22 protein-coding genes are annotated in these 24,043 nt (G+C 59.2%); 18 read left to right on the forward strand and 4 right to left on the reverse strand.

The window, feature by feature from the left end:
- Positions 1-106: 106 nt before the first annotated feature.
- From A6764_RS11195 to A6764_RS11215, 5 genes are all read left to right on the forward strand, one after another.
- Complete coding sequence (locus A6764_RS11195; protein ID WP_029099035.1) at positions 107-901, forward strand: TIGR00282 family metallophosphoesterase; 795 nt, start codon at positions 107-109, stop codon at positions 899-901.
- Between the two features lie 117 nt (positions 902-1,018).
- Positions 1,019-1,279, forward strand: coding sequence for a stage V sporulation protein SpoVS (spoVS, locus tag A6764_RS11200; protein WP_003385776.1), 261 nt, complete (start codon positions 1,019-1,021; stop codon positions 1,277-1,279).
- 148 nt (positions 1,280-1,427) lie between these two features.
- Positions 1,428-2,369, forward strand: a complete 942-nt coding sequence (locus A6764_RS11205) for a dipeptidase (RefSeq protein WP_065066499.1) — start codon at positions 1,428-1,430, stop codon at positions 2,367-2,369.
- Between the two features lie 194 nt (positions 2,370-2,563).
- Positions 2,564-4,342: a 2-oxoacid:acceptor oxidoreductase subunit alpha gene (locus tag A6764_RS11210; protein ID WP_035297396.1), complete on the forward strand. Its 1,779-nt coding sequence runs from the start codon at positions 2,564-2,566 to the stop codon at positions 4,340-4,342.
- Positions 4,314-5,180 (forward strand): 2-oxoacid:ferredoxin oxidoreductase subunit beta, encoded by an 867-nt coding sequence (locus tag A6764_RS11215; RefSeq protein ID WP_029099038.1) that lies wholly within the window; start codon positions 4,314-4,316, stop codon positions 5,178-5,180. The genes A6764_RS11210 and A6764_RS11215 overlap by 29 nt, the downstream gene beginning before the upstream one ends.
- A gap of 84 nt (positions 5,181-5,264) precedes the next feature.
- Here A6764_RS11215 and A6764_RS11220 read toward each other — a convergent pair whose 3' ends face one another.
- A complete protein-coding gene (locus tag A6764_RS11220; protein ID WP_035297398.1) occupies positions 5,265-6,302 on the reverse strand; it encodes a YkvI family membrane protein in 1,038 nt (345 codons plus the stop codon).
- Positions 6,303-6,354: 52 nt separating this feature from the next.
- Here A6764_RS11220 and A6764_RS11225 point away from each other — a divergent pair, with 52 nt between their 5' ends.
- The 3 genes from A6764_RS11225 to A6764_RS11235 all read left to right on the forward strand — a co-directional run bounded on the left by A6764_RS11225 (position 6,355) and on the right by A6764_RS11235 (position 9,007).
- Entirely contained in the window at positions 6,355-7,104 is a 750-nt protein-coding gene (locus A6764_RS11225) for an MBL fold metallo-hydrolase (protein WP_044898232.1), read from the forward strand.
- A gap of 25 nt (positions 7,105-7,129) precedes the next feature.
- On the forward strand, positions 7,130-7,693 hold the full coding sequence (locus tag A6764_RS11230) for a tRNA 5-(aminomethyl)-2-thiouridylate-methyltransferase MnmM (RefSeq protein ID WP_035289418.1): 564 nt from the start codon (positions 7,130-7,132) through the stop codon (positions 7,691-7,693).
- Positions 7,694-7,897: 204 nt separating this feature from the next.
- Complete coding sequence (locus A6764_RS11235) at positions 7,898-9,007, forward strand: YheC/YheD family endospore coat-associated protein (RefSeq protein WP_065066498.1); 1,110 nt, start codon at positions 7,898-7,900, stop codon at positions 9,005-9,007.
- Between the two features lie 46 nt (positions 9,008-9,053).
- Here the strand turns inward: A6764_RS11235 and cbpB are convergent, their stop codons facing one another.
- Positions 9,054-9,524 carry a cyclic-di-AMP-binding protein CbpB gene (gene cbpB, locus A6764_RS11240; protein ID WP_065066497.1) on the reverse strand — a complete coding sequence of 157 codons (471 nt, stop codon included), beginning with the start codon at positions 9,522-9,524 and terminating at the stop codon, positions 9,054-9,056.
- Positions 9,525-9,804: 280 nt separating this feature from the next.
- On the opposite strand from cbpB, the gene A6764_RS11245 reads away from it, so the two are divergent.
- A complete protein-coding gene (locus A6764_RS11245; RefSeq protein WP_264622228.1) occupies positions 9,805-10,488 on the forward strand; it encodes a hypothetical protein in 684 nt (227 codons plus the stop codon).
- A gap of 63 nt (positions 10,489-10,551) precedes the next feature.
- Here A6764_RS11245 and A6764_RS11250 read toward each other — a convergent pair whose 3' ends face one another.
- On the reverse strand, positions 10,552-11,394 hold the full coding sequence (locus A6764_RS11250; protein ID WP_029099044.1) for a lipoate--protein ligase family protein: 843 nt from the start codon (positions 11,392-11,394) through the stop codon (positions 10,552-10,554).
- Positions 11,395-11,558: 164 nt separating this feature from the next.
- Positions 11,559-12,782, reverse strand: a complete 1,224-nt coding sequence (locus A6764_RS11255; protein ID WP_065066495.1) for an S-layer homology domain-containing protein — start codon at positions 12,780-12,782, stop codon at positions 11,559-11,561.
- Positions 12,783-13,014: 232 nt separating this feature from the next.
- Between A6764_RS11255 and miaB the strand changes: the two genes are divergently transcribed.
- The 9 genes from miaB to hfq all read left to right on the forward strand — a co-directional run bounded on the left by miaB (position 13,015) and on the right by hfq (position 23,947).
- Positions 13,015-14,526, forward strand: a complete 1,512-nt coding sequence (gene miaB / locus A6764_RS11260) for a tRNA (N6-isopentenyl adenosine(37)-C2)-methylthiotransferase MiaB (protein ID WP_029099045.1) — start codon at positions 13,015-13,017, stop codon at positions 14,524-14,526.
- A gap of 7 nt (positions 14,527-14,533) precedes the next feature.
- Positions 14,534-14,977 (forward strand): YlbF/YmcA family competence regulator, encoded by a 444-nt coding sequence (locus tag A6764_RS11265; protein WP_029099046.1) that lies wholly within the window; start codon positions 14,534-14,536, stop codon positions 14,975-14,977.
- Between the two features lie 130 nt (positions 14,978-15,107).
- Positions 15,108-15,668 (forward strand): outer spore coat protein CotE, encoded by a 561-nt coding sequence (cotE, locus tag A6764_RS11270; RefSeq protein ID WP_029099047.1) that lies wholly within the window; start codon positions 15,108-15,110, stop codon positions 15,666-15,668.
- A gap of 118 nt (positions 15,669-15,786) precedes the next feature.
- Entirely contained in the window at positions 15,787-17,079 is a 1,293-nt protein-coding gene (locus A6764_RS11275) for a putative amidoligase domain-containing protein (RefSeq protein ID WP_065066494.1), read from the forward strand.
- Positions 17,080-17,196: 117 nt separating this feature from the next.
- Entirely contained in the window at positions 17,197-19,776 is a 2,580-nt protein-coding gene (mutS, locus tag A6764_RS11280; RefSeq protein WP_264622229.1) for a DNA mismatch repair protein MutS, read from the forward strand.
- 24 nt (positions 19,777-19,800) lie between these two features.
- Entirely contained in the window at positions 19,801-21,933 is a 2,133-nt protein-coding gene (gene mutL / locus A6764_RS11285) for a DNA mismatch repair endonuclease MutL (RefSeq protein WP_065066491.1), read from the forward strand.
- A complete protein-coding gene (locus A6764_RS11290; protein WP_065066490.1) occupies positions 21,934-22,719 on the forward strand; it encodes a class I SAM-dependent methyltransferase in 786 nt (261 codons plus the stop codon).
- The gene (gene miaA / locus A6764_RS11295; protein WP_065066489.1) at positions 22,716-23,675 is read left to right on the forward strand and encodes a tRNA (adenosine(37)-N6)-dimethylallyltransferase MiaA; all 960 of its coding nucleotides are present in this window, start codon (positions 22,716-22,718) and stop codon (positions 23,673-23,675) included. The genes A6764_RS11290 and miaA overlap by 4 nt, the downstream gene beginning before the upstream one ends.
- A gap of 29 nt (positions 23,676-23,704) precedes the next feature.
- Positions 23,705-23,947, forward strand: a complete 243-nt coding sequence (gene hfq / locus A6764_RS11300; protein WP_029099053.1) for an RNA chaperone Hfq — start codon at positions 23,705-23,707, stop codon at positions 23,945-23,947.
- The last annotated feature ends 96 nt before the right edge of the window (positions 23,948-24,043 follow it).

The raw sequence follows: 24,043 nt of genomic DNA on the forward strand, positions 1-24,043 counted from the left end.
TTGGACCGAACCGCTTCCCGACCAGGATCAGCTTTGCCGGGAGCCCTCTATTCAAGTTTTTCTTCGGTCATCCGGTCGTGTATACTAGAGGAGAGGTGAAAAGCCAATGAAACTGCTGTTTATCGGCGACATCATGGGTGCGCCCGGGCGGGACATCGTGAAGGCGTATCTGCCGCTGCTCAAGCGAAAATACCAGCCGACCTTTCTGGTCGCCAACGGGGAGAATGCCGCCCACGGCAGGGGCATTACCGAGAAGATTGCCAAGGAGCTGTTTGAAGGCGGCGTTCAGGCGATCACCCTCGGCAACCATGCCTGGGACAACAAGGAAATCTATGAGTTTATCGACAGCGAACCCCGTCTGATCCGCCCCGCCAACTTTCCCGCAGGTGCTCCGGGACAAGGGATTACATACATCAAACAGCCCGAAGGCGAACTGGCCGTGATCAACCTGCAGGGCCGTTCCTTTTTGCCGCCGCTGGAGTGTCCGTTCCAGACGGCCGACAAACTGGTGGAACAGGCACGCAAGCGGACCAAATACATATTTGTCGACTTCCACGCCGAAGCCACCTCCGAGAAGCAGGCGCTCGCCTGGTATCTGGACGGCCGCGTCAGCGCGGTGGTGGGGACACACACGCATGTGCAGACCGCCGATGAGCGCGTCCTTCCCCAAGGCACCGGCTTCTTGTGCGACGTAGGCATGTGCGGTCCGATGAACGGCATCCTCGGGATGGAACGGGAAGCGGTCATCCGCAAGTTTCTCACCCAACTGCCCGTTCGCTTCGAAGTGGCGGGAGAACCGGCCCAGTTGAATGCCGTGCTGATCACGTTGGACAAGGCGACCGGCCACGCGAAAAAACTGGAGCGAATCAGAATTGACGACGACCACCCGTTTATGGAATAATAAGAACGAGATTTGAATTTTTCGAATCTTTGCTGCGCATAAGCAGGAATTTTTCGGGGTTATGCGAATATCATTCTAATAATGACAGGTATCCTATCAGACGGGAGGTTCAAAAGGATGGAAGTATTAAAAGTTTCAGCAAAGTCTAACCCCAACTCCGTTGCTGGTGCCCTTGCCGGTGTTCTGCGCGAACGCGGCGCCGCCGAGATCCAAGCCATCGGCGCTGGGGCGCTTAACCAAGCTGTGAAGGCAGTAGCTATCGCACGAGGATTCGTAGCGCCGAGTGGAGTTGACCTGATTTGCATTCCAGCCTTTACCGACATCGTGATTGATGGAGAAGAGCGCACAGCGATCAAGCTTATCGTAGAACCCAGATAAATCGATGTGGAATACGACTTGACCGGCCTGTTTGTTCGTTGAATGAACAGGTTTTTTTCGTTTGTGAAGGGACAAAAATCGAGAGCGCCTGCCGGTGCCCTCCGTCATGGGCCCTTCGATTCCAGAAAACAGAAACGGGGAGAAACGGATGTTCAAGATTTTTGATGCGCACTGCGACGTATTGTCCAAGCTGTGGCAGCAGCCGGAACTCGACTTTTACCGCGAAGACGAACGGCTGCAGGTAAGTTATCCCGAAATGGTGAAGGGAAACGTGGACATCCAGGTGATGGCCTGCTACGTTCCCAGCCATGTTCCCTACGGCCGCCGTTTTCAGGCCGTGCTGGAGATGCTGGACCTGTTTCACGAACGCGTGGCCAGCGGCAAGATTCGCGCGATTCTCAGCCGCGCCGATTTGGATGCGTGCGTATTAAAGGAAGAAAAAGGGGCTATTCTGTTTGTAGAAGGCGCGCATGCCCTGGAGGAAAGCCTCGTGCAGCTAAGGACCTGGCACCGTCTGGGGCTGCGGGGGATGACGCTGACGTGGAACCACAGCAATGTGGTTGCGTCCGGATGCCATGAGCCGCATCCGGGGGGCCTGACCTTGTTCGGACGCAAGGTCGTCGAAGAGATGAACCGGCTGGGCATGATCATCGACGTGTCGCACGTGGCCGAGCCCGGCTTCTGGGACACGCTGGAACTGTCCAAGGCGCCGGTGATCGCTTCCCATTCCAACGTCAGACGGCTGTGCGACCATCCGCGCAACCTGACCGACGACCAGATCAAGGCGCTGATTGCCAACGGCGGCGTGATGGGACTGACGTTCGTCGACTTTTTCGTCACGGCGGAAAAGCGGACGGTCTGGATTGACGACCTGCTGCGCCACCTGGATCACGTCTGCGCCTTGGGCGGTGTGGATCATGTCGGGTTTGGCTCCGACTTTGACGGTATTACCGAGACGTTTGGCGACCTGACCCGGGCAGGAGACTACCACAACCTGGTGGAGGCGCTCCTGAAGCGCTACAAAGAGGCGGATGTAAAGAAATTTGTGCGTGAAAACTGGTTGCGTGTTTTCCGAAACGTGCTACAATAATAAGCGAGAACATTAATGTACCAAGTTCATCGTTTTATTCAGATCAATACTAATTTGAGTAAAAGCACTTGCATTTTTGCATAGCTCGGACTACAATTGGTACAGTCTATGCACAATTTTGTCACATCTTATCGGAACCTGTCGGGTAAGGTGGGGCAGCTTTTTCTCACAGTCACTGAAGGGGTGGAATCTGAATGATTAGTCAACTTTCCTGGAAAGTTGGAGGACAGCAAGGGGAGGGTATCGAGAGTACCGGTGAAATCTTCTCGATGGCGATGAACCGGATGGGATACCATCTGTACAGCTATCGCCACTTCTCTTCCCGGATTAAGGGTGGACACACCAACAACAAGATTCGTGTGAGCACCAAACCGATGCGCGCCATTTCCGACGATTTGGACATCCTCGTCGCGTTCGACCAGGAGACGATCGACTTCAACGCGCACGAACTGCGCGAAGGCGGCATCATCATCGCGGACGCGAAATTCAATCCGAAACTGCCGGAAGGTTTGAAAGCGGTTCGCTTTTTGACGGTTCCGCTGACGGAAATTGCCGACGAGCTGGGAACGTCCCTGATGAAGAACATGGTGTCCATTGGTGCGTCTGCCGCAATCCTCGGCATTCCGGTGGAAAGCTTCCGCAACATTGTTGAAGACATGTTCCTCCGCAAAGGCGAAAAAGTGGTGGAAAAGAACATGGAAGCCATTCGCCGCGGATTTGACTACGTCAACGAACTGACGGGTGGACAACTCCCTGAATTCCAACTGGAGAAGGCTGACGGTCAAAAGCAGCTCTTCATGATCGGCAACGATGCGATCGCACTTGGCGCACTGGCAGCGGGTTGTCGTTTCATGCCGGCTTACCCGATCACCCCGGCTTCCGAGATTATGGAATATCTCATCAAAAAACTGCCGAAGTTTGGCGGTACCGTTATCCAGACCGAAGACGAAATCGCGGCCATCACCATGGCGATCGGCGCCAACTACGGCGGCGTGCGCGCCATGACCGCTTCCGCCGGCCCGGGTCTGTCCCTGATGATGGAAGCAATCGGTCTTGCCGGTATCACTGAAACACCGGTTGTCATCGTGGACACCCAACGCGGCGGTCCGTCGACCGGTATGCCGACCAAACAGGAGCAATCCGACGTCAACGCCATGATCTACGGTACGCATGGCGATATTCCGAAAGTGGTTATCGCGCCGAGCACGGTGGAAGAGTGCTTCTACGACACCGCCGAGGCGTTCAATATCGCGGAAGAATTCCAACTGCCGGTTATCGTGTTGACCGACCTGACACTGTCGCTGGGCAAACAGACGGTAACGCCGTTTGACTACAGCAAGGTGGAAATCCGCCGCGGCAAGCTGCTGGCTGGACAAGAACTGCCGCCGAAAGAGCAAAACGACTTGTTCAAGCGCTACGAAGTGACCGAAGACGGCGTTTCTCCGCGCGTGCTGCCGGGTCAAAAATACGGCCTGCACCACGTGACAGGGGTCGAGCACGATCAAACCGGTCGTCCGTCCGAAAACGCCGCAAACCGCGTGCAGCAAATGGATAAACGGATGCGCAAGCTGGACGGCGTGCTGAAATCCTTCAAAAACCCGATCACCTTCGACGCTCCTCATGAAGAAGCCGATGTGCTGATCGTGGGTATCAACTCCACCATCGGCACGATCCAGGAAGCGAAAGGTCGTCTGGAACAAGAAGGCGTAAAAGTGAACCACGCACAAATCCGCCTGATCCATCCGTTCCCGGCCGAACTGCTGAAGCCGTACGTGGAAAAAGCAAAACAAGTAATCGTGGTGGAACACAACGCGCAGGCGCAGGTGGCCAACCTGATCAAACTGCACGTTGGACACGCAGAAAAAATCAAATCCGTGCTGAAATACGACGGAAACCCGTTCTTGCCGAAGGAAATCTATACCGAAGTTAAGGGGCTGATTAAACATGGCGACTATGAAAGAGTTTCGCAATAACGTAAAGCCGAACTGGTGCCCGGGCTGTGGTGACTTCTCCGTACAGGCGGCCATTCAACGCGCCGCTGCCAACGTAGGCCTGGAACCGGAACAACTGGCGGTCGTTTCGGGTATTGGATGCTCCGGTCGTATTTCCGGCTACATTAACTGCTACGGATTCCACGGCGTACACGGCCGCGCCCTGCCGATCGCGCAAGGGCTGAAAATGGCAAACCGCGAACTGACGGTCATTGCCGCCGGCGGTGACGGCGACGGTTTCGCCATCGGGATGGGCCACACGGTTCACGCCATTCGCCGCAACATGGACATCACCTACATCGTGATGGACAACCAAATCTACGGTCTGACCAAAGGGCAAACCTCTCCGCGTTCCGCGACCGGTTTTGTGACCAAGTCCACACCGGCCGGTTCCATCGAGTCGGCGATCTCGCCGGTTGAGCTGGCGCTGTCCGTGGGCGCGACGTTTGTTGCCCAATCCTTCTCCAGCGACCTGAAAGGCTTGACCGAACTGATCGAGATGGGGATCAAGCACAAAGGCTTCTCCCTGATCAACGTGTTCAGCCCGTGTGTCACCTACAACAAGGTGAACACCTACGACTGGTTCAAGGAAAACATCGTACCGGTGGAAACCATCGAAGGGTACGATCCGCATGACCGCATCAAGGCCATGTCCTACTCCATGCAGTACAAAGGCCTGATCACCGGTCTGATCTACCAAAACACCGAACAAAAATCTTACGAGCAGCTGGTACCGGGCTTCAAGGAAGAAGCGCTGGCCAACCAAGACCTCCGCATCTCCGACGAAGACTTCGCCAAACTGGTTGCGGAATTTGCGTAAGCAGCACAAACGAAAGCGAAAAACCTCTCCCGCGCGGAGAGGTTTTTTTGTCGGGGATGTTGTCCATGCGCGGCCCGGCCGCGTTCAGATGGAGCGGTTCCACACCTGGCGGATAAACAGCATGAACAAAAACAGCACGACAAGCTGGCCGAACAGCGGATAGAGGAAGCGCAAAAGCGGCCCGAATCCGATGAAACTGACGGCGTAGCAGACGAGCAGGATGCCGAACACCACCACCGGTCTTCGCAGGCGGGTCGCCTTTTTCAACTGTTCCGACAAGCCGAAGACATTGGCGGCCAGCGTCGAAAAAATCTCGGCGTACACCAGCAGGGAAAAGAGAAAGGGAATCCCCTTGCCCACGCTCTGCAGGAGGGCGATCATCGGCATGTCCGCTTCGCCGATTCCCGGCATTCCCACCGACAGGGAGGCGTACGCCAACAGCAAGAGGACGCCGATGCCTGTTCCTCCCAAAATGCCTCCCCAAATCAGCGGTCGTTCGCTCTCGCTCTGCCTGCCGATCGGCACCAACACCGCTTGTGTCAGCGACACGTTTAAGGCAACATAGTAGAGAGGAGAGCTGAGCCAGACCCACGGACGGATGCTCTCCACCTGCGGGCCGCTGTCGTTCCACGGCTGCGTGTACAGAAACACGAGAAAGGTGAAGCCGATCAGCAGGGGAACGAAGAGACTGTTGACCGAGTGAATGGCAAACAATCCTTTTCGCGCCACGAGAAAGATCATCAGCATGCTGAGCCAGATGCCCACCTGCGGCGACAGGCGGAACGATTCCCAGAAGATCGCTCCCGTGGCGGCCAGCATGACGGACGTGGTGCCGAACAGGACGGTAAGCAGGAGTGTGTTGAACAAGGTGCCGATGGGCCGTCCGAACAAGTAGGTGCTCACGTCCTGATACGAGTCGGCCTGAATCCGGTAGGCCACCACCATGATGCGCACCCCCGCCCACACGAACAGCAGCGAGGCGAGCAAAATGCCGATGAATCCCTGCGTGCCGTACCGGACAAAAAATTCGACGATCTCTTTTCCCGAGGCAAAACCGGCACCCACCACCGTACCGATATACGTAAAGGCGATTTGCAGTGCGGCTTTCCATGATTGCTGCATGTCAAACCTCCTGTCCCACTTAGTTCATCCTATGAAAGGAAGCGATGTGAATATGCTGGTTACCGTGTTGGGCTTTCAGTCGCCGTATCCGGGTCCCGGCGGCGCCACTCCCGGGTATCTGGTGCAAACCGATCACGCCACCCTGCTGCTCGACTGCGGCAGCGGCGTGCTGGCCAAGTTGGGAGAGATGCTCCCGATTTACAAGCTGGATGCGCTCCTGGTGTCCCATTTTCATCACGATCATGTGGCCGATGTCGGGGTTCTGCAGTACGGATTGATGGTCCATCAACTGTCTGGCGAGCGCTCGCCCGATCAGCCGCTGCCGATCTACGCGCCGGGACAGCCGGCGGAAAAAGCGGCAGGGCTCACCTACCGGGAAGCGACCCGCCTGGTTCCCGTAGACGAGAGTTCGCATGTGACGGTGGGGGACGTGCGGATCAGCTTTCTGCGCACGGACCACGGAAATGGGGACCCCTGCTATGCCATGCGGCTGGAAGCAGGAGGAAAAACGCTGGTATACGGGGCCGACAGCGGACCGGAGACGCCGTGGGATCCGTTTGCCCGGCAGGCCGATCTGTTTATTTGCGAGGGAACTTTCCTGGAGCGTAACAAGCCGGCGCAGCCCAACGGTCACCTCTCCGTCAGGCAGGCGGCGCAGGTGGCGGAAACGCTGGCCTGCCGGTCGCTGTTGATTACCCATCTGTTTCCTGCATACACGGAGGAGGAAGTGCGGGCGGAAGCGGATGCGTACCGGACGGGGACGTGTCACATCGCCCGGTTCGGCCTGCAAATCCGGCTCTAATGCAAGACGAGAGGAGTGATTGGCGTTGTTCCCCAATGTATTGGAGGTAGCACGAAAATTGATTCGCGAACGCGTCGGCGAGGGAGAGACGGTCATCGACGCGACGATGGGAAACGGCAACGACACCCTGTTCCTCGCCCAACTGGTCGGGGAAACGGGGAGAGTCATCGCCTACGACATTCAGCCGCTCGCCATGGAAAAGACCCGGCAGCGCCTGGAGCGGGAAGGAGTGCTGCAGCGGGTTCAGCTTCAACTGGCCAGCCACGAGGAGATGGCCAACCTGGATGTTTCCGCGGGGGCGATCATGTTCAACCTCGGGTACCTGCCCGGCGGTGACAAGGAAATCACGACGCAGGCGGCCAGCACGGTCCGGGCGATTGAAGCGGGGCTAAAGATCCTGCGGCCGGGCGGGATCATGACCGTGATGATTTACTGGGGCCACCCTGCCGGCCAGGTGGAAAAAGAGGCGGTGGAGGCGTACTGCCAGACGCTCAGTCAGTTGGATTATCTGGTGTTGAAGTACCAGTACATCAACCAGCAGAACCAGGCGCCGTTCCTGCTGGCGATTGAGCGGCGGCCGGTTACCTAGAAGCGCGTCATTGCGTTTCCCGGGCAAGCGCAGAATGCGACAGCGGTGACGACGCGCGAAAAATCGTGTCGCCCGGCTGTCGGACGGGTGCGCCCCACCGGCTCCATTCCCCTGTGTTGTGCCGCAGATGAGCAAAAATAGGCACGCGCTTGCCGCGTGTGACTCATATCAATAGGATGAGGAATGGCAGCAAGGGGGATAACCGTGGACCGAGTTGGCATCATGTTGGATTGGGCTGTCATGCAGAGCGGCATCAGAGGCGACAAGTCTTACGAACGTCTTCCCTATTACGTGGAGATTGGAAAGGAACTGGGAATGGAGCCGGTCTTTTTTCATCCGCGCCATGTGCGGTCCGGCGGACAGATGGTGCTGGGCCACTTTTGGAACGGAAGCCGATTGGTTCCCCGGCTGGTAAAGGTGCCGAGTGTGATCCACAACCGCGTGCTGACCGGAGACGGCCGGGCCCGGGCCACGATCCGCCGGCTGAGCAGGACGCGCACCGTGTTTAACGGTCTGGTGGTGAGGGACAAATGGAAGGTGCACCAGATGCTGTGGAAAAATCCGGCCATCCGCGCCTATTTGCCGCATACGGTTCCGTTCACGCCAGAGAAGTTCCAGACCTTTTTGGACCGGTACCGGACGGTGTACGTCAAACCGGCGATCGGTTCGGTGGGGATTGGCGTTGTCCGCATTGAACGGCACGGAGACGCCTACAGGTTCATCGCTTCCAGACGGAAGAGAACCTTCTCCCGCAAGAGGCTGATGGCGGAAGCGGCCAGGTGGGTGGGAAACAGGCGGTTTTTGGTTCAGCAGGGGGTGCCGCTTGCCTGCTACCAAGGCAAGACGTTTGACATCCGCGTGTCGGTGCAGAAGAACGGAGAACGGGAGTGGACGGTAAGCGGACTGGTGGCCAAAGTGGCCAACCGGGCAAACAAATTGAGCAATCTGGCTCGCGGCGGACGTGCCGTCCCCTTGTCGCAGGCCCTGGAGCCGCTGTTCACCGCCGAGCAGCAGAAAGAGGTGGTCGAGCGGATTAAACAGGCGGCTGTCGAGATTGCCAGACAGTATCAACACCACTTTCCGTCGCTGGCCGATCTGGGAATGGACATGGGCATCGACAGGCAGGGCCACCCGTACCTGATTGAGGTAAACGTGCGGGATCAGCGGTATTCGTTTTACAAAGCGGGAGAGCTGGCCATGTTCAAGCAGACCTACCGCCATCCGATGGAATACGCCCGCTCCCTGCTTGCCGAGAAGGGGAGGGGCAGGCGGACACGTCCGCAAAGCAAGCAGACCTGGGCCGGAGTGGGCTAGGTCTGCTTTTTTCATGCGCAGAGGCGGAAATCATCCGCTTTTCTTTTTATGTACGGTCGGTGGATTGGTTTTCCGCTGCGGGGTAGGGGAGGTTGCGGAAGTGGCGGTAGAGGACCGCGAGGATCGACCTGCGGGTCAGGATGCCCTGGAAGATGCCGTTTTCGTCCTCGATGCAGATAAACGGATGATTGATGGACATCTCCAACGCCTTGAGAAACGCATCCGACTCTTTCATGCGGGGGACTTTGGTGTTCATGACTTCATCGACTGTATGGTCGGACAGCTTTTCGTATTCAAATCGTTCGAGTCCCAATATCTTGTTGACGATCATTGTGGTGCTGATCTGGCCGTGCAGCCGGTAGGAGTGGTCCAGTACGGGTATGGCGGAATATCCGGTTTTGGTAAGCACTAGCAGCGCGTGTTCCAGTGAGTTGCCCAACTGCACGTGGGCCACCTTGGTCGAAGCGATGACCAGTTCGTTGATTTTGGTGTGCAGCAATTGCCCATCCTGCTTCAAACAATCCACCACCTTTTTTCGTCTCTGACGGCACGGCAGTACCGCCCGTGGTTCACTTCTATGATACCGTATGGGTGGAGCGTACGGTAGCCCCGCACGAAAAAAAGCCCGGCGGAATGCCGGGCAATCGATCGAGGTGGGGAACAAGTCGTCCCTGTTCGTAGTATGAACGATGGACGCGTGCCTTACACGGGGCGTTTGCTGGATGGACGTGTAACCTTTTGCCTGGTTCCATCGTATTACCAGTGGACCCCTTTTGTATGCAAGGAGTTGGATACCCATGCGTAAACCCATCTGGGGAGCGGTCGCCTTGATGATGCTGGTTTCGGCCGGACTTGGGCTGTTGGCCGGCCGGCTGCTGATCAAGCCGGCCGGCCACTCGGAGCAGGCATCGGGCGCGTCGGCTGTGCCCGCGTGGATGGTGGAGGACATGCGCGAACGGCTGGACGCCTCGCTCCGCTCCCGCGTGATGCCGGAACGAGTGCATGTCATGACGCTGCCGCCGGATACACAGGACCAGCCGGCTTCTCTCCCCGTCGATCTGGCCGGTTCTGTCACGCTGGACGGTGAGAAAGGCTTGTTCGTCGTGTACGCCAGCGGGGAGGGAGGCTATCGGGCCGCCTACAGCAAGGCGGAGCCCCTCTTCAGTCTCCAGTACGCCGGCGGCGGATACCTGGTGGTGACGACGGTGAAACCGGCGAGCGGCGGTCAGGAGCGCGTGCTGTACGTCCTGCGGAAAACGGCGTCCGGCTATCGGGAAGTGTGGAGCGGCATGGCCCACCGGCATAAACAGGGAGAGACGACGGAACTGCTGGACGGAACCGTTCAGATTGACCCCATGCGCCACACGATGATCTATTTTCGTCTGGAGCGCACGCTTGACCAAACCGGCCTCTCCCGGATGGAAAAAAGCTCCTACGAACTCTTGCGCTACAATGAGCGGACACACCGTTTCGAAAAGTGACGCCAATCGAAAGCGCCTCTCCTCGTGAGGCGCTTTTTTCGCTGTGTAAAGCATGAAGGGTGATCAGCCGGGCAAACGCCAGTCGGGCCGAATCAGTTCATCAGCCGTGAACGCGAACAACCCCAACCGCTCGGCGAGATGGTGCTGGGATTCGTCCATCAGTGATTCCGGCACGGCAAACGGGGCGGGGCTGATCGGCCACTCCCTGCGGATGGCGGCCAGCAGGCGTTCCTTGACGTCTGGGACGGTAACGGCGCGGCCGGTCAAACCGGCGATGCTGCCCACGGTGCTCCCGTCGATGAAGGGAATCGGACGGTGTTTGTCCATGTCGACGAGGCCGGCTTCCGCGTAAAAGCGTTCCATCCACGCGCCGCGCGGCTGTTCCTCGACGTTGATGCACAACTGCAGGATGGACCCGAAGCGGGTGCGCCGTTGCGCCATGCCGCCGATTTTTTTGCCGCGAATCGAGAAGTCGTATTCGCCCGCGCAGTAGGAACCGGTCACCTCGCCAAACTGCATGTCGCCGTACTCGCGCAATCCCACGTGCAGCATCTGGGCGACAAATCGGAAAAAAGCGTCGATCGCAATCGACGTGTCGGGCAGCAGACAGGCGAGGTTGAGCACGCCCGCGTCCAGCGGCACACAGGCTCCTCCGGACGAGCGCAGGACGCAGCCGAAGCCCTCCTGACCAAACCGGCGCAGCGCCTGTTCCAGCCGCGGCAGCTTGGCGTCGCGGCGCCCCAGGTAAAGCGCTTTGTCGTACACCCAGAGATGGATGACGGGTTGGGCGTCTTCCCGGTTCATGCCGGCGGCCAGCGCTTCGTCGCGGATCAGCGGCTCCAGCGGACTGTCCCGATAGACACCGGAATCCATCCAACGGAACGGCTGAGTAACGGAAAATGTCATAAAAAACTCCTTCCCCGGTCAAGAATCGCTACCATTATACAACTGAACCTTGTTCATTTCTAGTGATCCGCCCCGCGGCATGTTTGCCGGGAAAGAAAAAAGACCGCTTCCCGTCAGGGGGCCGTTATCCGGCCGTCCTGCCGACGGAAGCGGTGTCTGTTTCGTTAGGGCTGTGCTTTAAAGGAGAAGTTATCCAGATAGGTGATGCTGCGCGGCGCGTCTTTGGTCGCGTTTCTTTGCAGATACAGCCCCAGCTTGGTGCCCTCCGGCTTCACTTTTTGCTGACCGAAGAGGAACTGGTCGTTCATGTAGATGGAAACGCTGTCGCCATTGACGACCACTTTCAGCCGGTTGCTCGCCTTCAGCTTGTAGGAACCGGACGCGATTACGTCGAGATCGTCGTCCTTGGCGTCTTCCACGCGGGCGAGCGTGACGCGGTCCTTTTTGACGAAGACGACATGGGCTTTGCCGTCCTTGCCGTTGAAGTACACGCCGCCCAGCCCTTCCGAGCCGCTCACGTTGACGTCGACGGTCAATTCGTAGCGGTTCGTGTTTTTGTCTTCATCCCAGAGCAGCGGCAGGAAATAGTGATCCAGGTTGCTGTCGGTGGAAATGGCGGTCACCTGCTTGTTGACGACTCCCCAGGTACCGACCGCTTTGCCGGTGTCCCAGTTTTTCAGTTCGGCATCGGAGAAGCTGTCGCTTACACTGCGCGGCAGCTCCGGTTTATCCGGGGTGGGGAAGACCACTTTGGTCTCGTCGTCGTCCCGGTCCAGCAGCGCGCGGTACAGGAGCGAGGCGGCTTCGGCGCGGGTGATCGGATCTTGCGGACGGAACTCGTTGTTGTAGCCCTTCATCAGATCGGTCTGGATCGCGATGGCGATGTACGGGCGGAGATTGGGGGAAATTCGCTCATCGTCGCGGAAACGCTTCAACACATCCAGGTCCGCCTTGTTCGTGCGGTCGTAACCGAGCAGGCGAACCAGCGCCACGGCGATGTCTTCCCGGACGGCGTACTGGTCAGGCTTGTAGTAGTAGCGGGTGCCGGACTTGTAGCCCGTCAGGTACAGTTTGGCATGTTCCACGTAAGGGAACGCCCAGTGCGACTTGGGCACATCCACAAACGTCTGGCTTGCCTTGTTCGTACGAATGTCCACGCCGGCCGCGGCAATCATGATCTTGGCAAATTCAGCGCGCGTTACCTGATTGTTGGGACGGAATTTGCCGTCCTCGTATCCCTTGATGATTCCTTTGGCCGCCATCTCGGTGATTTCCTTGTAGGCCCAATGGCTGCGGGGCACATCGGAGAACGAGGGTGCCGCCTGAACAAACGGCACGAGAGTCAGAATCATCAGAACCGCCAGAAAAAAGGATAGGACTCGTTTCATGGGAACCTCCTGTTCGCGGTAGGATCGTTTTGCTGCTATTCAGACGGCGGACGGGGCGTCAATGTTGCAAGCGGACGGGCCTGATTCGGAAAAATGTGAAAAAAGTCTTAGGGAAATGGTTTTCCAGAAAGATTCACTGGAAGTTCCTTTTTTATTCGTTACAATAAAATGTTCTATGCTATAATGTGTTGATGGTAAACCAGAATATAACGCTTACTGAGGTGATAGACAGATGACAACGAGAACCGAGGCGACTACGGACTTAAAATCCGCCAAGTCCCCGAAAACGACAGCAGACTACGCCAAGTACTTCCAGCCCCCTTCCTTGAAGGACGCGAAAAAGCGCGGCAAGGAAGAGGTACAGGTGCATTACGACTTCGCCATCCCGGATGACATGAAGGGAATCGGGAAAGGCAAACGCTACTACGTCCGCACCTATGGCTGTCAAATGAATGAACACGACTCCGAGACAATCGCCGGGATTCTCCAGCAGATGGGCTACAGCCCGGCGGAAGAAGCGGAAGAAGCGGACGTGGTGCTGTTCAACACCTGTGCGATCCGTGAAAACGCCGAAGACAAGGTGTTTGGCGAACTGGGCAACATGAAGCGGGTGAAAAACAACAACCCCAACCTGATCCTCGGCGTCTGCGGCTGCATGTCGCAGGAGGAAAGCGTGGTCAACAAGATCCTGAAAAGCTTCCCGCACGTGGATCTCATCTTTGGTACGCACAACATTCACCGCCTGCCGGTTCTGCTGCGCGATGCCATGTTCAGCAAGGAAATGGTGATCGAGGTGTGGTCCAAAGAGGGCGACATCATCGAGAACATGCCGAAGATCCGCGAAGGCAGCATCAAGGGATGGGTCAACATCATGTACGGCTGCGACAAGTTCTGTACGTACTGCATCGTGCCGTACACGCGCGGCAAGGAGCGCAGCCGCCGTCCGGAAGACGTGATCGCCGAGGTGCGCGAACTGGCCCGCCAAGGCTTCAAGGAAGTCACCCTGCTCGGCCAGAACGTCAACGCGTATGGCAAGGATTTCCAGGACATCCACTTTGGCTTCGGCGACCTGTTGGACGAGATCCGCAAGATCGACATTCCGCGCATCCGCTTTACCACCAGCCACCCGCGCGACTTTGACGACCGTCTGATCGAAGTCCTGGCCAAAGGGGGCAACCTGGTGGAACACATCCACCTGCCCGTGCAGTCCGGTTCCAGCGAAGTGCTGAAGCGGATGGCCCGCAAATACACGCGTGAACACTACCTGGAGCTGGTGCGTAAAATTAAAGCGGCAATTCCGAACGTAGTGCTTTCCACGGACATTATCGTCGGCTTCCCCGGCGAGACGGACGAACAGTTTGAAGAAACGCTCTCCCTCGTGGAAGAGGTCCGCTACGACTCCGCCTATACCTTCATTTATTCGCCGCGGGAGGGCACGCCGGCTGCCGTCATGGAAGACAACGTGCCGATGGAGGTAAAGAAGGAGCGCCTCTACCGCCTGAACGAGCTGATGGCGAAGATCAGCTTGGAGCAGAATCAGAAGCTGCAGGACCAGGTCGTCGAGGTGCTGGTGGAAGGCGAATCGAAAAACAACCCCGAAGTGCTGGCCGGCCGCACCCGGTCGAACAAGCTGGTGCACTTCGTCGGCGACAAATCGCTGATCGGTCAGTTCGCTCACGTACGGATCACGGACGTGAAGACGTGGACCCTGCACGGAGAGATCGTGACAAAAGTCGAGGTGTAATCGAGCGATGGAACAAACAAGCCTGTACACGCAAAACGAGATTCTGGAAAAGGCCCGCGAACTGGCAGTGATGATTGCCCGCACCAAGGAAGTGGATTTTTACAAGCGGGCGGAGCAGCAGATCAAGAACAATGAACGCGTTCAGGAGCTGATCGCGGAATTAAAGAAGAAACAGAAGCAGATGGTCATGTTTGAATCGATGAACAAGCCGGAGCTGGCGAAAAAAGTGGAAGCGGAGTATAACCAGCTTCACGAGGAACTGGACGCCATCCCGATCGTGACCGAATTCAAGCAGTCTCAGGTGGATGTGAACGATCTTTTGCAGATGGTCACCAACGTGATCACCAACACGGTGTCCGAACGCATCATCCTGGACACCGGCGGCAATCCGCTGACCGGCGAAACAGGCGGCGGACCGGCAAAATCCCGTCACGACGGCTGCTGTTCGTAACCGTTTCAAAAAAAAAACGGCGCGCGATCAGTTCCCGACAAGCCTCCCCAAAATGGCAGTGGGTGTTTGCACCCTAGTCGAATGCCCTGCATACAAATGTACAGAAACGTTGTATGGAGGAGGTAACGAAATGTCGGGTATAGACAAAGACCTGCAGTGCCGGGAACTCATCGCAAAAGCCGTCTGCGGTAAAGGTCATAAATTCTCCCAAACGACCCACACCATCATACCGTCGCACACTCCTTCGACGGTCCTCGGATGCTGGATGATAAACACGAACTTCCAGGCGGAGATGGCTGGGGACGCGGTTGAAGTGACTGGTACGTACGACGTCAACCTGTGGTACTCGTTTGCCAATAACACGCAAACCGAAGTCACGCGGGAAACCGTCAAGTTCTCCGTACTCGTTCCGCTTACGTTCTTCGACAAACATTGCCGCGGCGACCTGGAAATCGTCGCCCGGGCCGTGGAACAGCCGAAGTGCGTCAAAGCCGAACTGAGCGGCGGTGGTACTGTCACGGTGAAAGTGGAAAGCGAATTTGCCGTCGAGATCATTGGCGAAACAAAAGTGTGCGTGGTCGTCTGCAACAGCTGCGATGACAAGGACTTCCACCTGCTCGGTGACTACGAAGACAGCAGCGACGAGTATGACGACTTTGATTCGGCCACATTACTCGACGAATTGGATTAAGAGGAGAGGCACATCTCCTCTTTTTTCTTTTCCTCGGGAAGAGAGGCGGGCAGCCATCCCGCCTCACTTTTTTTCCCCGGGACACATAGGCTATAGCAGCAGAGCGGGGGTGACGGCGATGTTTATCCACGTACGCGAAAACGGCAGGCCATCCGGGAAAGGCGGGCGATACGCCGCCGAAGTGATGCCGGCCAATGCCAAGGCGGCCATTGACCGTCTGTCGCAGCGCGGCCAGGCCAAAAATCTGCTCAAAATGAGCGGCATTGCGACGGCAGGAGCCCGTCCGGAGCCGGGAACGCGGACCTATCGCGTCCAACTGTATCAGTTCCATATCTTGTATCTGGAAAAAAGTCCGGAACAGGCGCATTGGCTGTCCCAGCCGTCGGGCGAGCAGCACTTCGAGCCGGTGGCGCCGCTGCCGGATGATCCGGAAGCGCAGGTGGCCGTCAGGCTGGCGGTGCGCGCCCTTTACGCCGCGGGGCTGGAGTGCGGCCAGGTGCTGCTGACCGCCGCCTCGCCCCATCGGGTCAAAGTGGTGCGGGTATCGCCGTATTGGCCCGCCCGGATGGCCGATCGATTTATGCGGGAGGCGCGGGACTGGTGGCTGGCCCAGAGGGACGGGCGCAGCGCTGACAGGCTGATGCTGGGAGCGGACCCGGAGTTTGCCCTGCGGGGAGCGGACGGCACGATGGTTCTGGCCTCCGACTACATGGGCAAAGGCGGGGTGGTCGGGTGCGATTCCACCCGGTATCGGGAAGAGCTGGCGATGCACCAGCATCCGTTGGCCGAACTGCGTCCGGACCCGTCCGAAGACCCGGATGAACTGTTCGCCCACATCCGGCAGGCGCTGCTGCTCGCCCGCCGAAAGATCGCGGACAAGACGGTCGAGTGGCTGGCGGGCGGCATGCCGTTCGACGGCTATCCCGTCGGCGGGCACATCCACATCAGCGGCGTGGTCTCCGACTTTTCCCTGCTGCGCAAGCTGGACGCCTATCTCGCCCTGCCGCTGGTGCTGGTGGAAGACCCCGGCTGCCGGAAGCGGCGCCCCCGTTACGGATTCCTCGGCGACATCCGGGAAAAGGAGCACGGCGGGTTTGAGTACCGCACCCTGCCCAGTTGGCTGGTTCATCCGGATGTGACGCGGGGCATTCTGCACCTCGCCCGGCTGGTGGCCGCCTGTCACGGGCAGTTGACGGCCCGGCCCCATCTGGATCTGTCGCTAATCAGGGCGTATTACCGCGGCGACAAACAGACGCTGGTTCCGTATGTGAAAGCCCTGTGGGAAGAGCTCTCCCGCCTCTCCGCCTACCGCGACTCCCGGGACCCGCTCGACCGCTACTTTTCCTATCTGCTCGCAGGCGAAACGTGGCCGGCCGGGCAGGATCTGCGCAAAGCCTGGGGAATCGGCTGAGCGGCACCGCACCGTCCTGAATATGAATCGCATCCGATCTGCGGGGAAGAGGTTCAACTTCCCCGGCCGGACATGCTATAATGTACAGGCGAGATTGCAGGCTAGGAGATCGAAAACATGGCTCAATACACTCCGATGATTCAACAGTATCTGGCGATCAAGCGAGAGTACCCGGATACTTTCTTATTTTTTCGTTTAGGCGATTTTTACGAACTGTTTTTCGACGATGCCATCACCGCCTCGCGTGAGCTGGAAATCACGCTGACCGGGCGGGACGGCGGCGGGGACGAGCGCATCCCGATGTGCGGCGTACCGCATCACTCGGCCGACGCCTATATCGCCGAGCTTTTGAAAAAAGGCTACAAGGTGGCCGTCTGCGAACAGGTGGAAGACCCGAAAGAGGCGAAAGGCGTCGTCCGCCGCGAAGTGACCCGCGTCATTACCCCGGGAACCATGATGGAGGGGAAATGGCTGACGGACAAGGAGAACAACTACATGGCGGCGATCGCCGAGGCGGACGGCCGGATGGGCGTCGCCGCCTGCGACATGAGCACGGGCGAGATGTACGTCACCTCGCTGTTCGGCAAGGCGGGAGCCGCGCTGGACGAGGCGATGCAGTACCGGCCGAAGGAACTGGTGGTGTGCGGTCTGCCGCAGGACCTGAAGCCCGACATTTCCGTCACGTACATAGAAGCCGGGGCGGTGGACGCGTTTGCCGTCGACCGGCAGTATCAGGATCAGGCGCGCGAGCTGGATCTGGCGATGCGCCTCGCCGTTAACGCGCTCCTGCACTACATCGGTTCCACGCAGAAGCGCAGCCTGACCCACATGCGGCTGATCAAGCGCTATGACGCCAAACAGTACCTGCAGATGGACAGCTTTTCCCGGCGCAACCTGGAGCTGACCGAAACCATTCGGGACAAGACCAAAAAAGGCTCTCTGCTGTGGCTTTTGGACCGTACGGAGACGGCCATGGGCGGACGCCTCCTGCGCCGCTGGATCGAGCGGCCGCTTTTGAACAAGAGCGAACTGGAAGCGCGGCTGGACGCCGTGGACCATTTGAAAGGGGATATGCTCTTGCGCTCCGACGTCCGCGCCTGCCTGGATCGTGTCTACGATTTGGAGCGTTTGGCGGGACGCGTCTCGTACGGCAACGCCAACGCCCGCGACCTGGTGCAGCTTCGCCTGTCGCTGGAGGCGGTGCCCGAACTGCGGCAGCTTCTGCTGAACGCCGGTTCCCCGGTGCTGGCCGAGCTGGCCGAAGGGATGGACGAGTGTGCCGACATCGCCGCCTTTCTGCGGTCGGCGCTGGTTGACGACCCGCCGGTTTCCGTGCGCGAAGGCGGTTTGATCCGACCCGGATATGACGAGTACCTGGACAAGCTGCACACGGCAAGCCGCGAAGGCAAGAACTGGATTGCCCAACTGGAACAGGCGGAGCGGGAAGCGACCGGCATCCGCTCGCTGAAGGTAGGCTTCAACAAGGTGTTCGGCTACTACATCGAGGTGTCCCGCGCCAACCTGGCAAACGTGCCGGCCGGCCGCTACGAGCGCAAGCAGACGCTGGCCAACGCCGAGCGGTTCATCACCCCGGAGCTGAAGGAAAAAGAGGCGCTCATCCTGGAAGCGGAAGAAAAGATGGTGGAGCTGGAGTACCAGTTGTTTACCGCGATCCGCAGCGAAGTGGCCAACCACATTCCCCGCCTGCAGGGGCTGGCCGAACGCATTGCCGCCGTGGACGTGCTGCAGGCGTTTGCCACCGTCAGCGATGAGCGCGGCTACGTGCGGCCCGAACTTGTCACGACCGGCGAGTGCATCATCCGCGAAGGGCGCCACCCGGTCGTGGAAGCGGTGCTGGATCGGGAAAAGTACGTCGCCAACGACGTGGAGATGAACCAGTCGGACCGGCAGATCCTGCTCATCACCGGCCCGAACATGGCCGGGAAGAGCACCTACATGCGCCAGATCGCGCTGATCGTCATCATGGCGCAGATCGGCTGCTTTGTTCCGGCGAAAGCGGCGAAATTGTCGCTGGTGGACCAGATTTTTACCCGGATCGGGGCGGCCGACGACCTGGTCGGCGGACACAGCACCTTCATGGTGGAAATGCTGGAGACCAAGCACGCCCTGCAGAAAGCGACGGCGCAAAGCCTGATCCTGCTGGACGAGATCGGCCGCGGCACGTCCACCTACGACGGGATGGCGCTGGCGCAGGCGGTGATCGAGTACATCCGGGAAAAGATCGGGGCCAAGACGCTCTTTTCCACGCACTATCACGAGCTGACCGGCCTGGAAGAGTCGCTGCCCGGCGTGGTCAATGTGCACGCCCGCTGCGAAGAGCGTGACGGCAAGCTCTTGTTCCTGCACAAAATCGAGCCGGGACGGGCGGACAAAAGCTACGGCATCCACGTGGCTGAACTGGCAGAGATGCCCGGCCGGGTGATTGAGCGGGCGCGGGAGATTCTCGCCGGACTGGAGGCGGGAGCCGCCGCCGCATCGGCGCAGGACGTGCAGATGACCTTGGACGCGCTGTGGGCGGCTCCTGCGGCCGCGGGGCAGGAAGAGCCTGCGTTCCGCCTGTCGGCGGAGGAAGAAGCGGTGACGGCGGAGCTGCGTGAGCTGGATTTGAACCAGATGACGCCGATGGAAGCCATGCTGAAGCTGTATGAGTGGAAACAGCGCCTGAAAAAAACGTAACGGGCCGATCCAAGGAGGAGACCGATGGGACACATTCAAGTGCTGGACGAGCATCTCGCCAACATGATCGCCGCCGGCGAAGTGGTGGAGAGGCCGGCTTCGGTCGTGAAAGAACTGGTGGAAAACGCGGTGGACGCCGGGGCAAGCGCGGTCGAGGTGCACGTGGAAGAAGGCGGGCTGCAGCTCATCCGCGTGGTGGACAACGGCCACGGCATGGACCGGGAAGACTGCCAACTGGCCTTTGAACGGCACGCGACCAGCAAGATTCGCACGACGCGCGACCTGTTCCGGATTCGCACCCTGGGGTTTCGCGGCGAGGCCCTGCCCAGCATCGCGGCTGTCTCCCGGATGGAGCTGACGAGCAGCCCCTCCAGCAGCCAGGTGGGGACGCGCCTGACGATTGAGGGCGGAACCATTACGGAGGTAGCCGACGCCGCCGCGGTCAAAGGGACGGACATTCGCGTGCGCGACCTGTTTTACAACACGCCGGCCCGGCTGAAGTACATGAAGTCGATCGCCACCGAAATCGGCCATATTTCCGACTACGTCAACCGGCTGGCGCTGACGTATCCGTCCATCGCCTTTACCCTGACGCACAACGGCAAAGTGCTCCTGCAGACCTCCGGCGACGGCAAGCTGCTGCACGTGATGGCGGCGATTTACGGCGTGCAGGTGGCCAAGCTGCTGCTGCCGATCAGCGGGGAGACACTGGACTTCCGCTGGTCGGGCTTCGTCTCCAAAACGGAAGTGACGCGGGCCAACCGCTCCTACCTGTCCACGCTGGTCAACGGCCGGTACGTCCGCCACTTTGGCCTGAACAACGCCATCCTGCGCGGCTATCACACGCTGCTGCCGGTCGGCCGCTATCCGATCGTCACGCTGCAGATCGAGATGGACCCGTCGCTCGTCGACGTCAACGTCCATCCCGCCAAGCTGGAGGTTCGTTTCAGCAAGGAAGACGAGCTGGTAGGCGCCATCGAACGCTCCGTCCGGGAGACGCTGCGCCAGGGGCTGGAGATTGTCCGGCCGATGGCGGCCGAGCGCAGGGCGAAAGTGGTGGAGCAGGTGGTGCAGCCGCAGTTTGACCTCCAGCTCCCCAAACCGGGAGCGGTGAGCAGCCCGGGCATCCCCCGCGCCGTTGATCTTCAGGCCAGTCCGCGTTTGCGGGAGTGGCTGGCAAGACAGGAGGCCCCGTCACAAGAGCCATCCCCGCATCCAGGCGGGACCGCGCCCACTGACGTCTCCGTCGTAAAGGAAACCGCCGTGGAGTACGCGGGCCTTTCGCAGGAGCGGTCCGCGGCCGTTTCGCTGCAGGAAAATCAGGCAGCGGGCGGAATGACCGCAACTTCGGAGGCCTTTGGCACGTCTCATAGAGAGGGAAACGCGCCGTCCGGGGCAGCCGGCGGGCTGGAAACTCCGGCGGCCGATCGGCAAGCGGCGCCCCTTGCACCGGCAGAACCTGCGCCGGTGACGGAAGCAGGCCTGGGGACAGAGCCGCCTGCTGCCGAGCCTCTCTACGCTCCCGAGACGGAACGGGCCACAGCAGAGCCCGGAGGCGATACATCGGCCGTGCCGCTGCTCTTTCCGGTCGGGCAGGTACACGGCACCTACATCGTGGCGCAGAACGACGACGGCATGTATCTGATTGACCAGCACGCCGCGCAGGAGCGGATTTTCTACGAGTACTTCATGGAAAAACTGAAGCAGGAGAGCGTCGCCAGCCAGATGCTGCTCTTCCCCCACACCGTGGAGTGCACGGCCCAGGAAGCGGTGAAGCTGGAGAAAAAGCTGCCCCTGCTGCGATCGTTTGGCCTTGACATCGAGTCGTTTGGCGGCCGCACGTTCATCGTGCGGGCCCATCCTCACTGGTTTCCGGAGGGAAGCGAGCTGGAAGTGATCGAAGAGCTGATCCAGTTTGTGCTGGAGACGGGCGAGGCGGCTCAGGTGGACATACGGGCGATGCGCGAGAAGGCCGCGATCATGATGTCCTGCAAGGCGGCGATCAAGGCCAACCGCTATCTGACCCATGCGGAGATGGAAAGCCTGCTGAACCAGCTCCGCGAAACGACCAGTCCGTTTACGTGTCCGCACGGGCGGCCGATCGTCATCCACTTCTCCAGCTACGATCTGGAGAAAATGTTCAAACGGGTGATGTAGATGCTGATTACCACCGGACTGGAACCCAGCGAGGAGACGCGCCGCCACGCGGCCGAACTGGCTGCGCAGTTTGGACTGCCGGTCGTCGAGCGGGGCGGCAGTTCGATTGAGGAGCTGCGCCGGCGCTACGGAGAGGCGGAAGTGCTGATCGTCACCGCCAAAGGGGCCCGCCTGGAAGCGGAAGGGAAGAAACCGTTCTTTTTTCATCCGAACACGGCCGCCTTTCGTATAAAGCGCCTGGAGCGCGGTGATACTGATACTATGCTTGCCGCTTGCCAAATTCACCCAGGAGACCGCGTGCTGGACGCCACGCTCGGCCTCGGCGCCGACGCGATCGTTTTTGCCCACGCTGTCGGCCGAACCGGCCGGGTCGTCGGGATCGAGTCGGAAAAGCGCATCGCGATTCTGGTCGCAGACGGGTTGCGTCACTATCCGACCGACTCGGAGGCGCTGCGCGAGGCCATGGGCCGGATCGAAGTGCGGCACGGGCACCATCTCGACATCCTGAAAGGCCTGCCGGACCGCTCGTTTGACGTGGTCTACTTCGACCCGATGTTTGTGCGGACGGTGCACGACTCCACCGGGATTGCCGGCATCCGCGAGCACGCCAACATGGCTCCGCTGGACGCAGAGGCGGTGGAGGAGGCGCTCAGAGTTGCCAAACGGCGCGTCGTCCTGAAGGAAGGCAAGGCGGGACGGCTGTACGAGCGGTTCGGGTTTACCCCGTTTCGCACGCGCGGCCACCAGGTCGTGTACAGCTATAAAGAGACAGATGGAGGGGAGTGACTTTGCCACCAAAAGAAAAACTGGTCGTGATCGTCGGCCCGACCGCCGTGGGCAAGACGGAGTTGAGCCTCGAGCTGGCCGAACAGTTTGACGGCGAGATCATTTCCGGCGATTCCATGCAGGTCTACCGCGGCATGGATATCGGGACGGCCAAGGCGACGCCGGAAGAGCGGGCGCGCGTGCCGCACCACCTGATCGACATCATCGATCCGGATGAAGAGTACTCCGTGGCGCTGTTTCAGGAAGCGGCGACCCGGCTGATCACCGAGATCAACGCGCGCGGGAAGCTGCCGTTTATCGTCGGCGGCACCGGTCTCTACATCGAGTCGGTCACCCATCGCTTTCGATTCGCCCAGGCGGAGCAGGATCCGGAGCTGCGCAGCAGGCTGCAGCGCCTGGCCGAGACGGAGGGAGTGGAGGCGCTTCACCGGCGGCTCGCCGCGATCGATCCGCTGACAGCGGAACGGCTTCACCCCAACGATGTGAAACGGGTGATTCGCGCCTTGGAAATCTATGAATTGACCGGCACCAAAATGTCCGATTTTCAACATCGGGCCGAGCATTCCCCGTACGATTTGCTGATGATCGGATTGACGATGGATCGGCAAGTGCTGTACGAGCGCATCAACCAGCGCGTGGACAAGATGCTGGAAGCCGGTCTGGTGGAAGAGGTGCGCCGTCTGTTGGATCAAGGCTACGGCTCGGCGCTTACGTCGATGCAGGGCCTGGGCTACAAGGAACTGATTCCGTATTTGTACGGAGAGATTACGCTGGAGAAGGCGGTCAACGACATCAAGCAGCGGACCCGCCATTTTGCCAAGCGCCAGATGTCCTGGTTTCGGCGCATGTCGGAGGTGCAGTGGTTCGATCTGACCGATCCCGCCGAGCGCCCGAAGATCGTGCAAACAATCAAGCAGATATTGGCAGGAAAGTTTCATCGATTGCCGAATATATAACATACAAGTCCTTTTAGGGGGTAATGAACATGAAACAGTCGATCAACATTCAAGATACGTTCCTGAACCACTTGCGGAAGGAGAACATCGCTGTCACCATCTACCTGGTAAACGGTTTTCAACTGCGCGGCTACATCAAAGCGTTTGACAACTTTACCATCGTGATCGACAGCGAAGGAAAACAGCAGCTTGTTTACAAGCATGCCATTTCCACGTTTACGCCGCAGCGTCCCGTGTCGCTCATGTCCCAAGAAAACAATCAGCAAGCATAGCGTCACACCAACGAAGCCGGGATCTTAGCCATCCGGGCTTTTTCACTGTCGGGGACAGGATTTGTGGGTTCCGGCACGCGGAAAAAAAGCAAAAGC

It is taken from the genome of Brevibacillus sp. WF146 (assembly GCF_001673705.2).
GTDB classification, from domain to species: Bacteria; Bacillota; Bacilli; order Brevibacillales; family Brevibacillaceae; genus Brevibacillus; species Brevibacillus thermoruber.

Coding starts and splice junctions, on each gene's coding strand:
- A6764_RS11195 (WP_029099035.1), top strand. CDS start 107: ATGAAACTGCTGTTTATCGGCGACATCATGGGTGCGCCCGGGCGGGAC.
- spoVS (WP_003385776.1), top strand. CDS start 1,019: ATGGAAGTATTAAAAGTTTCAGCAAAGTCTAACCCCAACTCCGTTGCT.
- A6764_RS11205 (WP_065066499.1), top strand. CDS start 1,428: ATGTTCAAGATTTTTGATGCGCACTGCGACGTATTGTCCAAGCTGTGG.
- A6764_RS11210 (WP_035297396.1), top strand. CDS start 2,564: ATGATTAGTCAACTTTCCTGGAAAGTTGGAGGACAGCAAGGGGAGGGT.
- A6764_RS11215 (WP_029099038.1), top strand. CDS start 4,314: ATGGCGACTATGAAAGAGTTTCGCAATAACGTAAAGCCGAACTGGTGC.
- A6764_RS11220 (WP_035297398.1), bottom strand. CDS start 6,302: ATGCAGCAATCATGGAAAGCCGCACTGCAAATCGCCTTTACGTATATC.
- A6764_RS11225 (WP_044898232.1), top strand. CDS start 6,355: ATGCTGGTTACCGTGTTGGGCTTTCAGTCGCCGTATCCGGGTCCCGGC.
- A6764_RS11245 (WP_264622228.1), top strand. CDS start 9,805: ATGCGTAAACCCATCTGGGGAGCGGTCGCCTTGATGATGCTGGTTTCG.
- A6764_RS11250 (WP_029099044.1), bottom strand. CDS start 11,394: ATGACATTTTCCGTTACTCAGCCGTTCCGTTGGATGGATTCCGGTGTC.
- A6764_RS11255 (WP_065066495.1), bottom strand. CDS start 12,782: ATGAAACGAGTCCTATCCTTTTTTCTGGCGGTTCTGATGATTCTGACT.
- miaB (WP_029099045.1), top strand. CDS start 13,015: ATGACAACGAGAACCGAGGCGACTACGGACTTAAAATCCGCCAAGTCC.
- A6764_RS11265 (WP_029099046.1), top strand. CDS start 14,534: ATGGAACAAACAAGCCTGTACACGCAAAACGAGATTCTGGAAAAGGCC.
- cotE (WP_029099047.1), top strand. CDS start 15,108: ATGTCGGGTATAGACAAAGACCTGCAGTGCCGGGAACTCATCGCAAAA.
- A6764_RS11275 (WP_065066494.1), top strand. CDS start 15,787: ATGTTTATCCACGTACGCGAAAACGGCAGGCCATCCGGGAAAGGCGGG.
- mutS (WP_264622229.1), top strand. CDS start 17,197: ATGGCTCAATACACTCCGATGATTCAACAGTATCTGGCGATCAAGCGA.
- mutL (WP_065066491.1), top strand. CDS start 19,801: ATGGGACACATTCAAGTGCTGGACGAGCATCTCGCCAACATGATCGCC.
- A6764_RS11290 (WP_065066490.1), top strand. CDS start 21,934: ATGCTGATTACCACCGGACTGGAACCCAGCGAGGAGACGCGCCGCCAC.
- hfq (WP_029099053.1), top strand. CDS start 23,705: ATGAAACAGTCGATCAACATTCAAGATACGTTCCTGAACCACTTGCGG.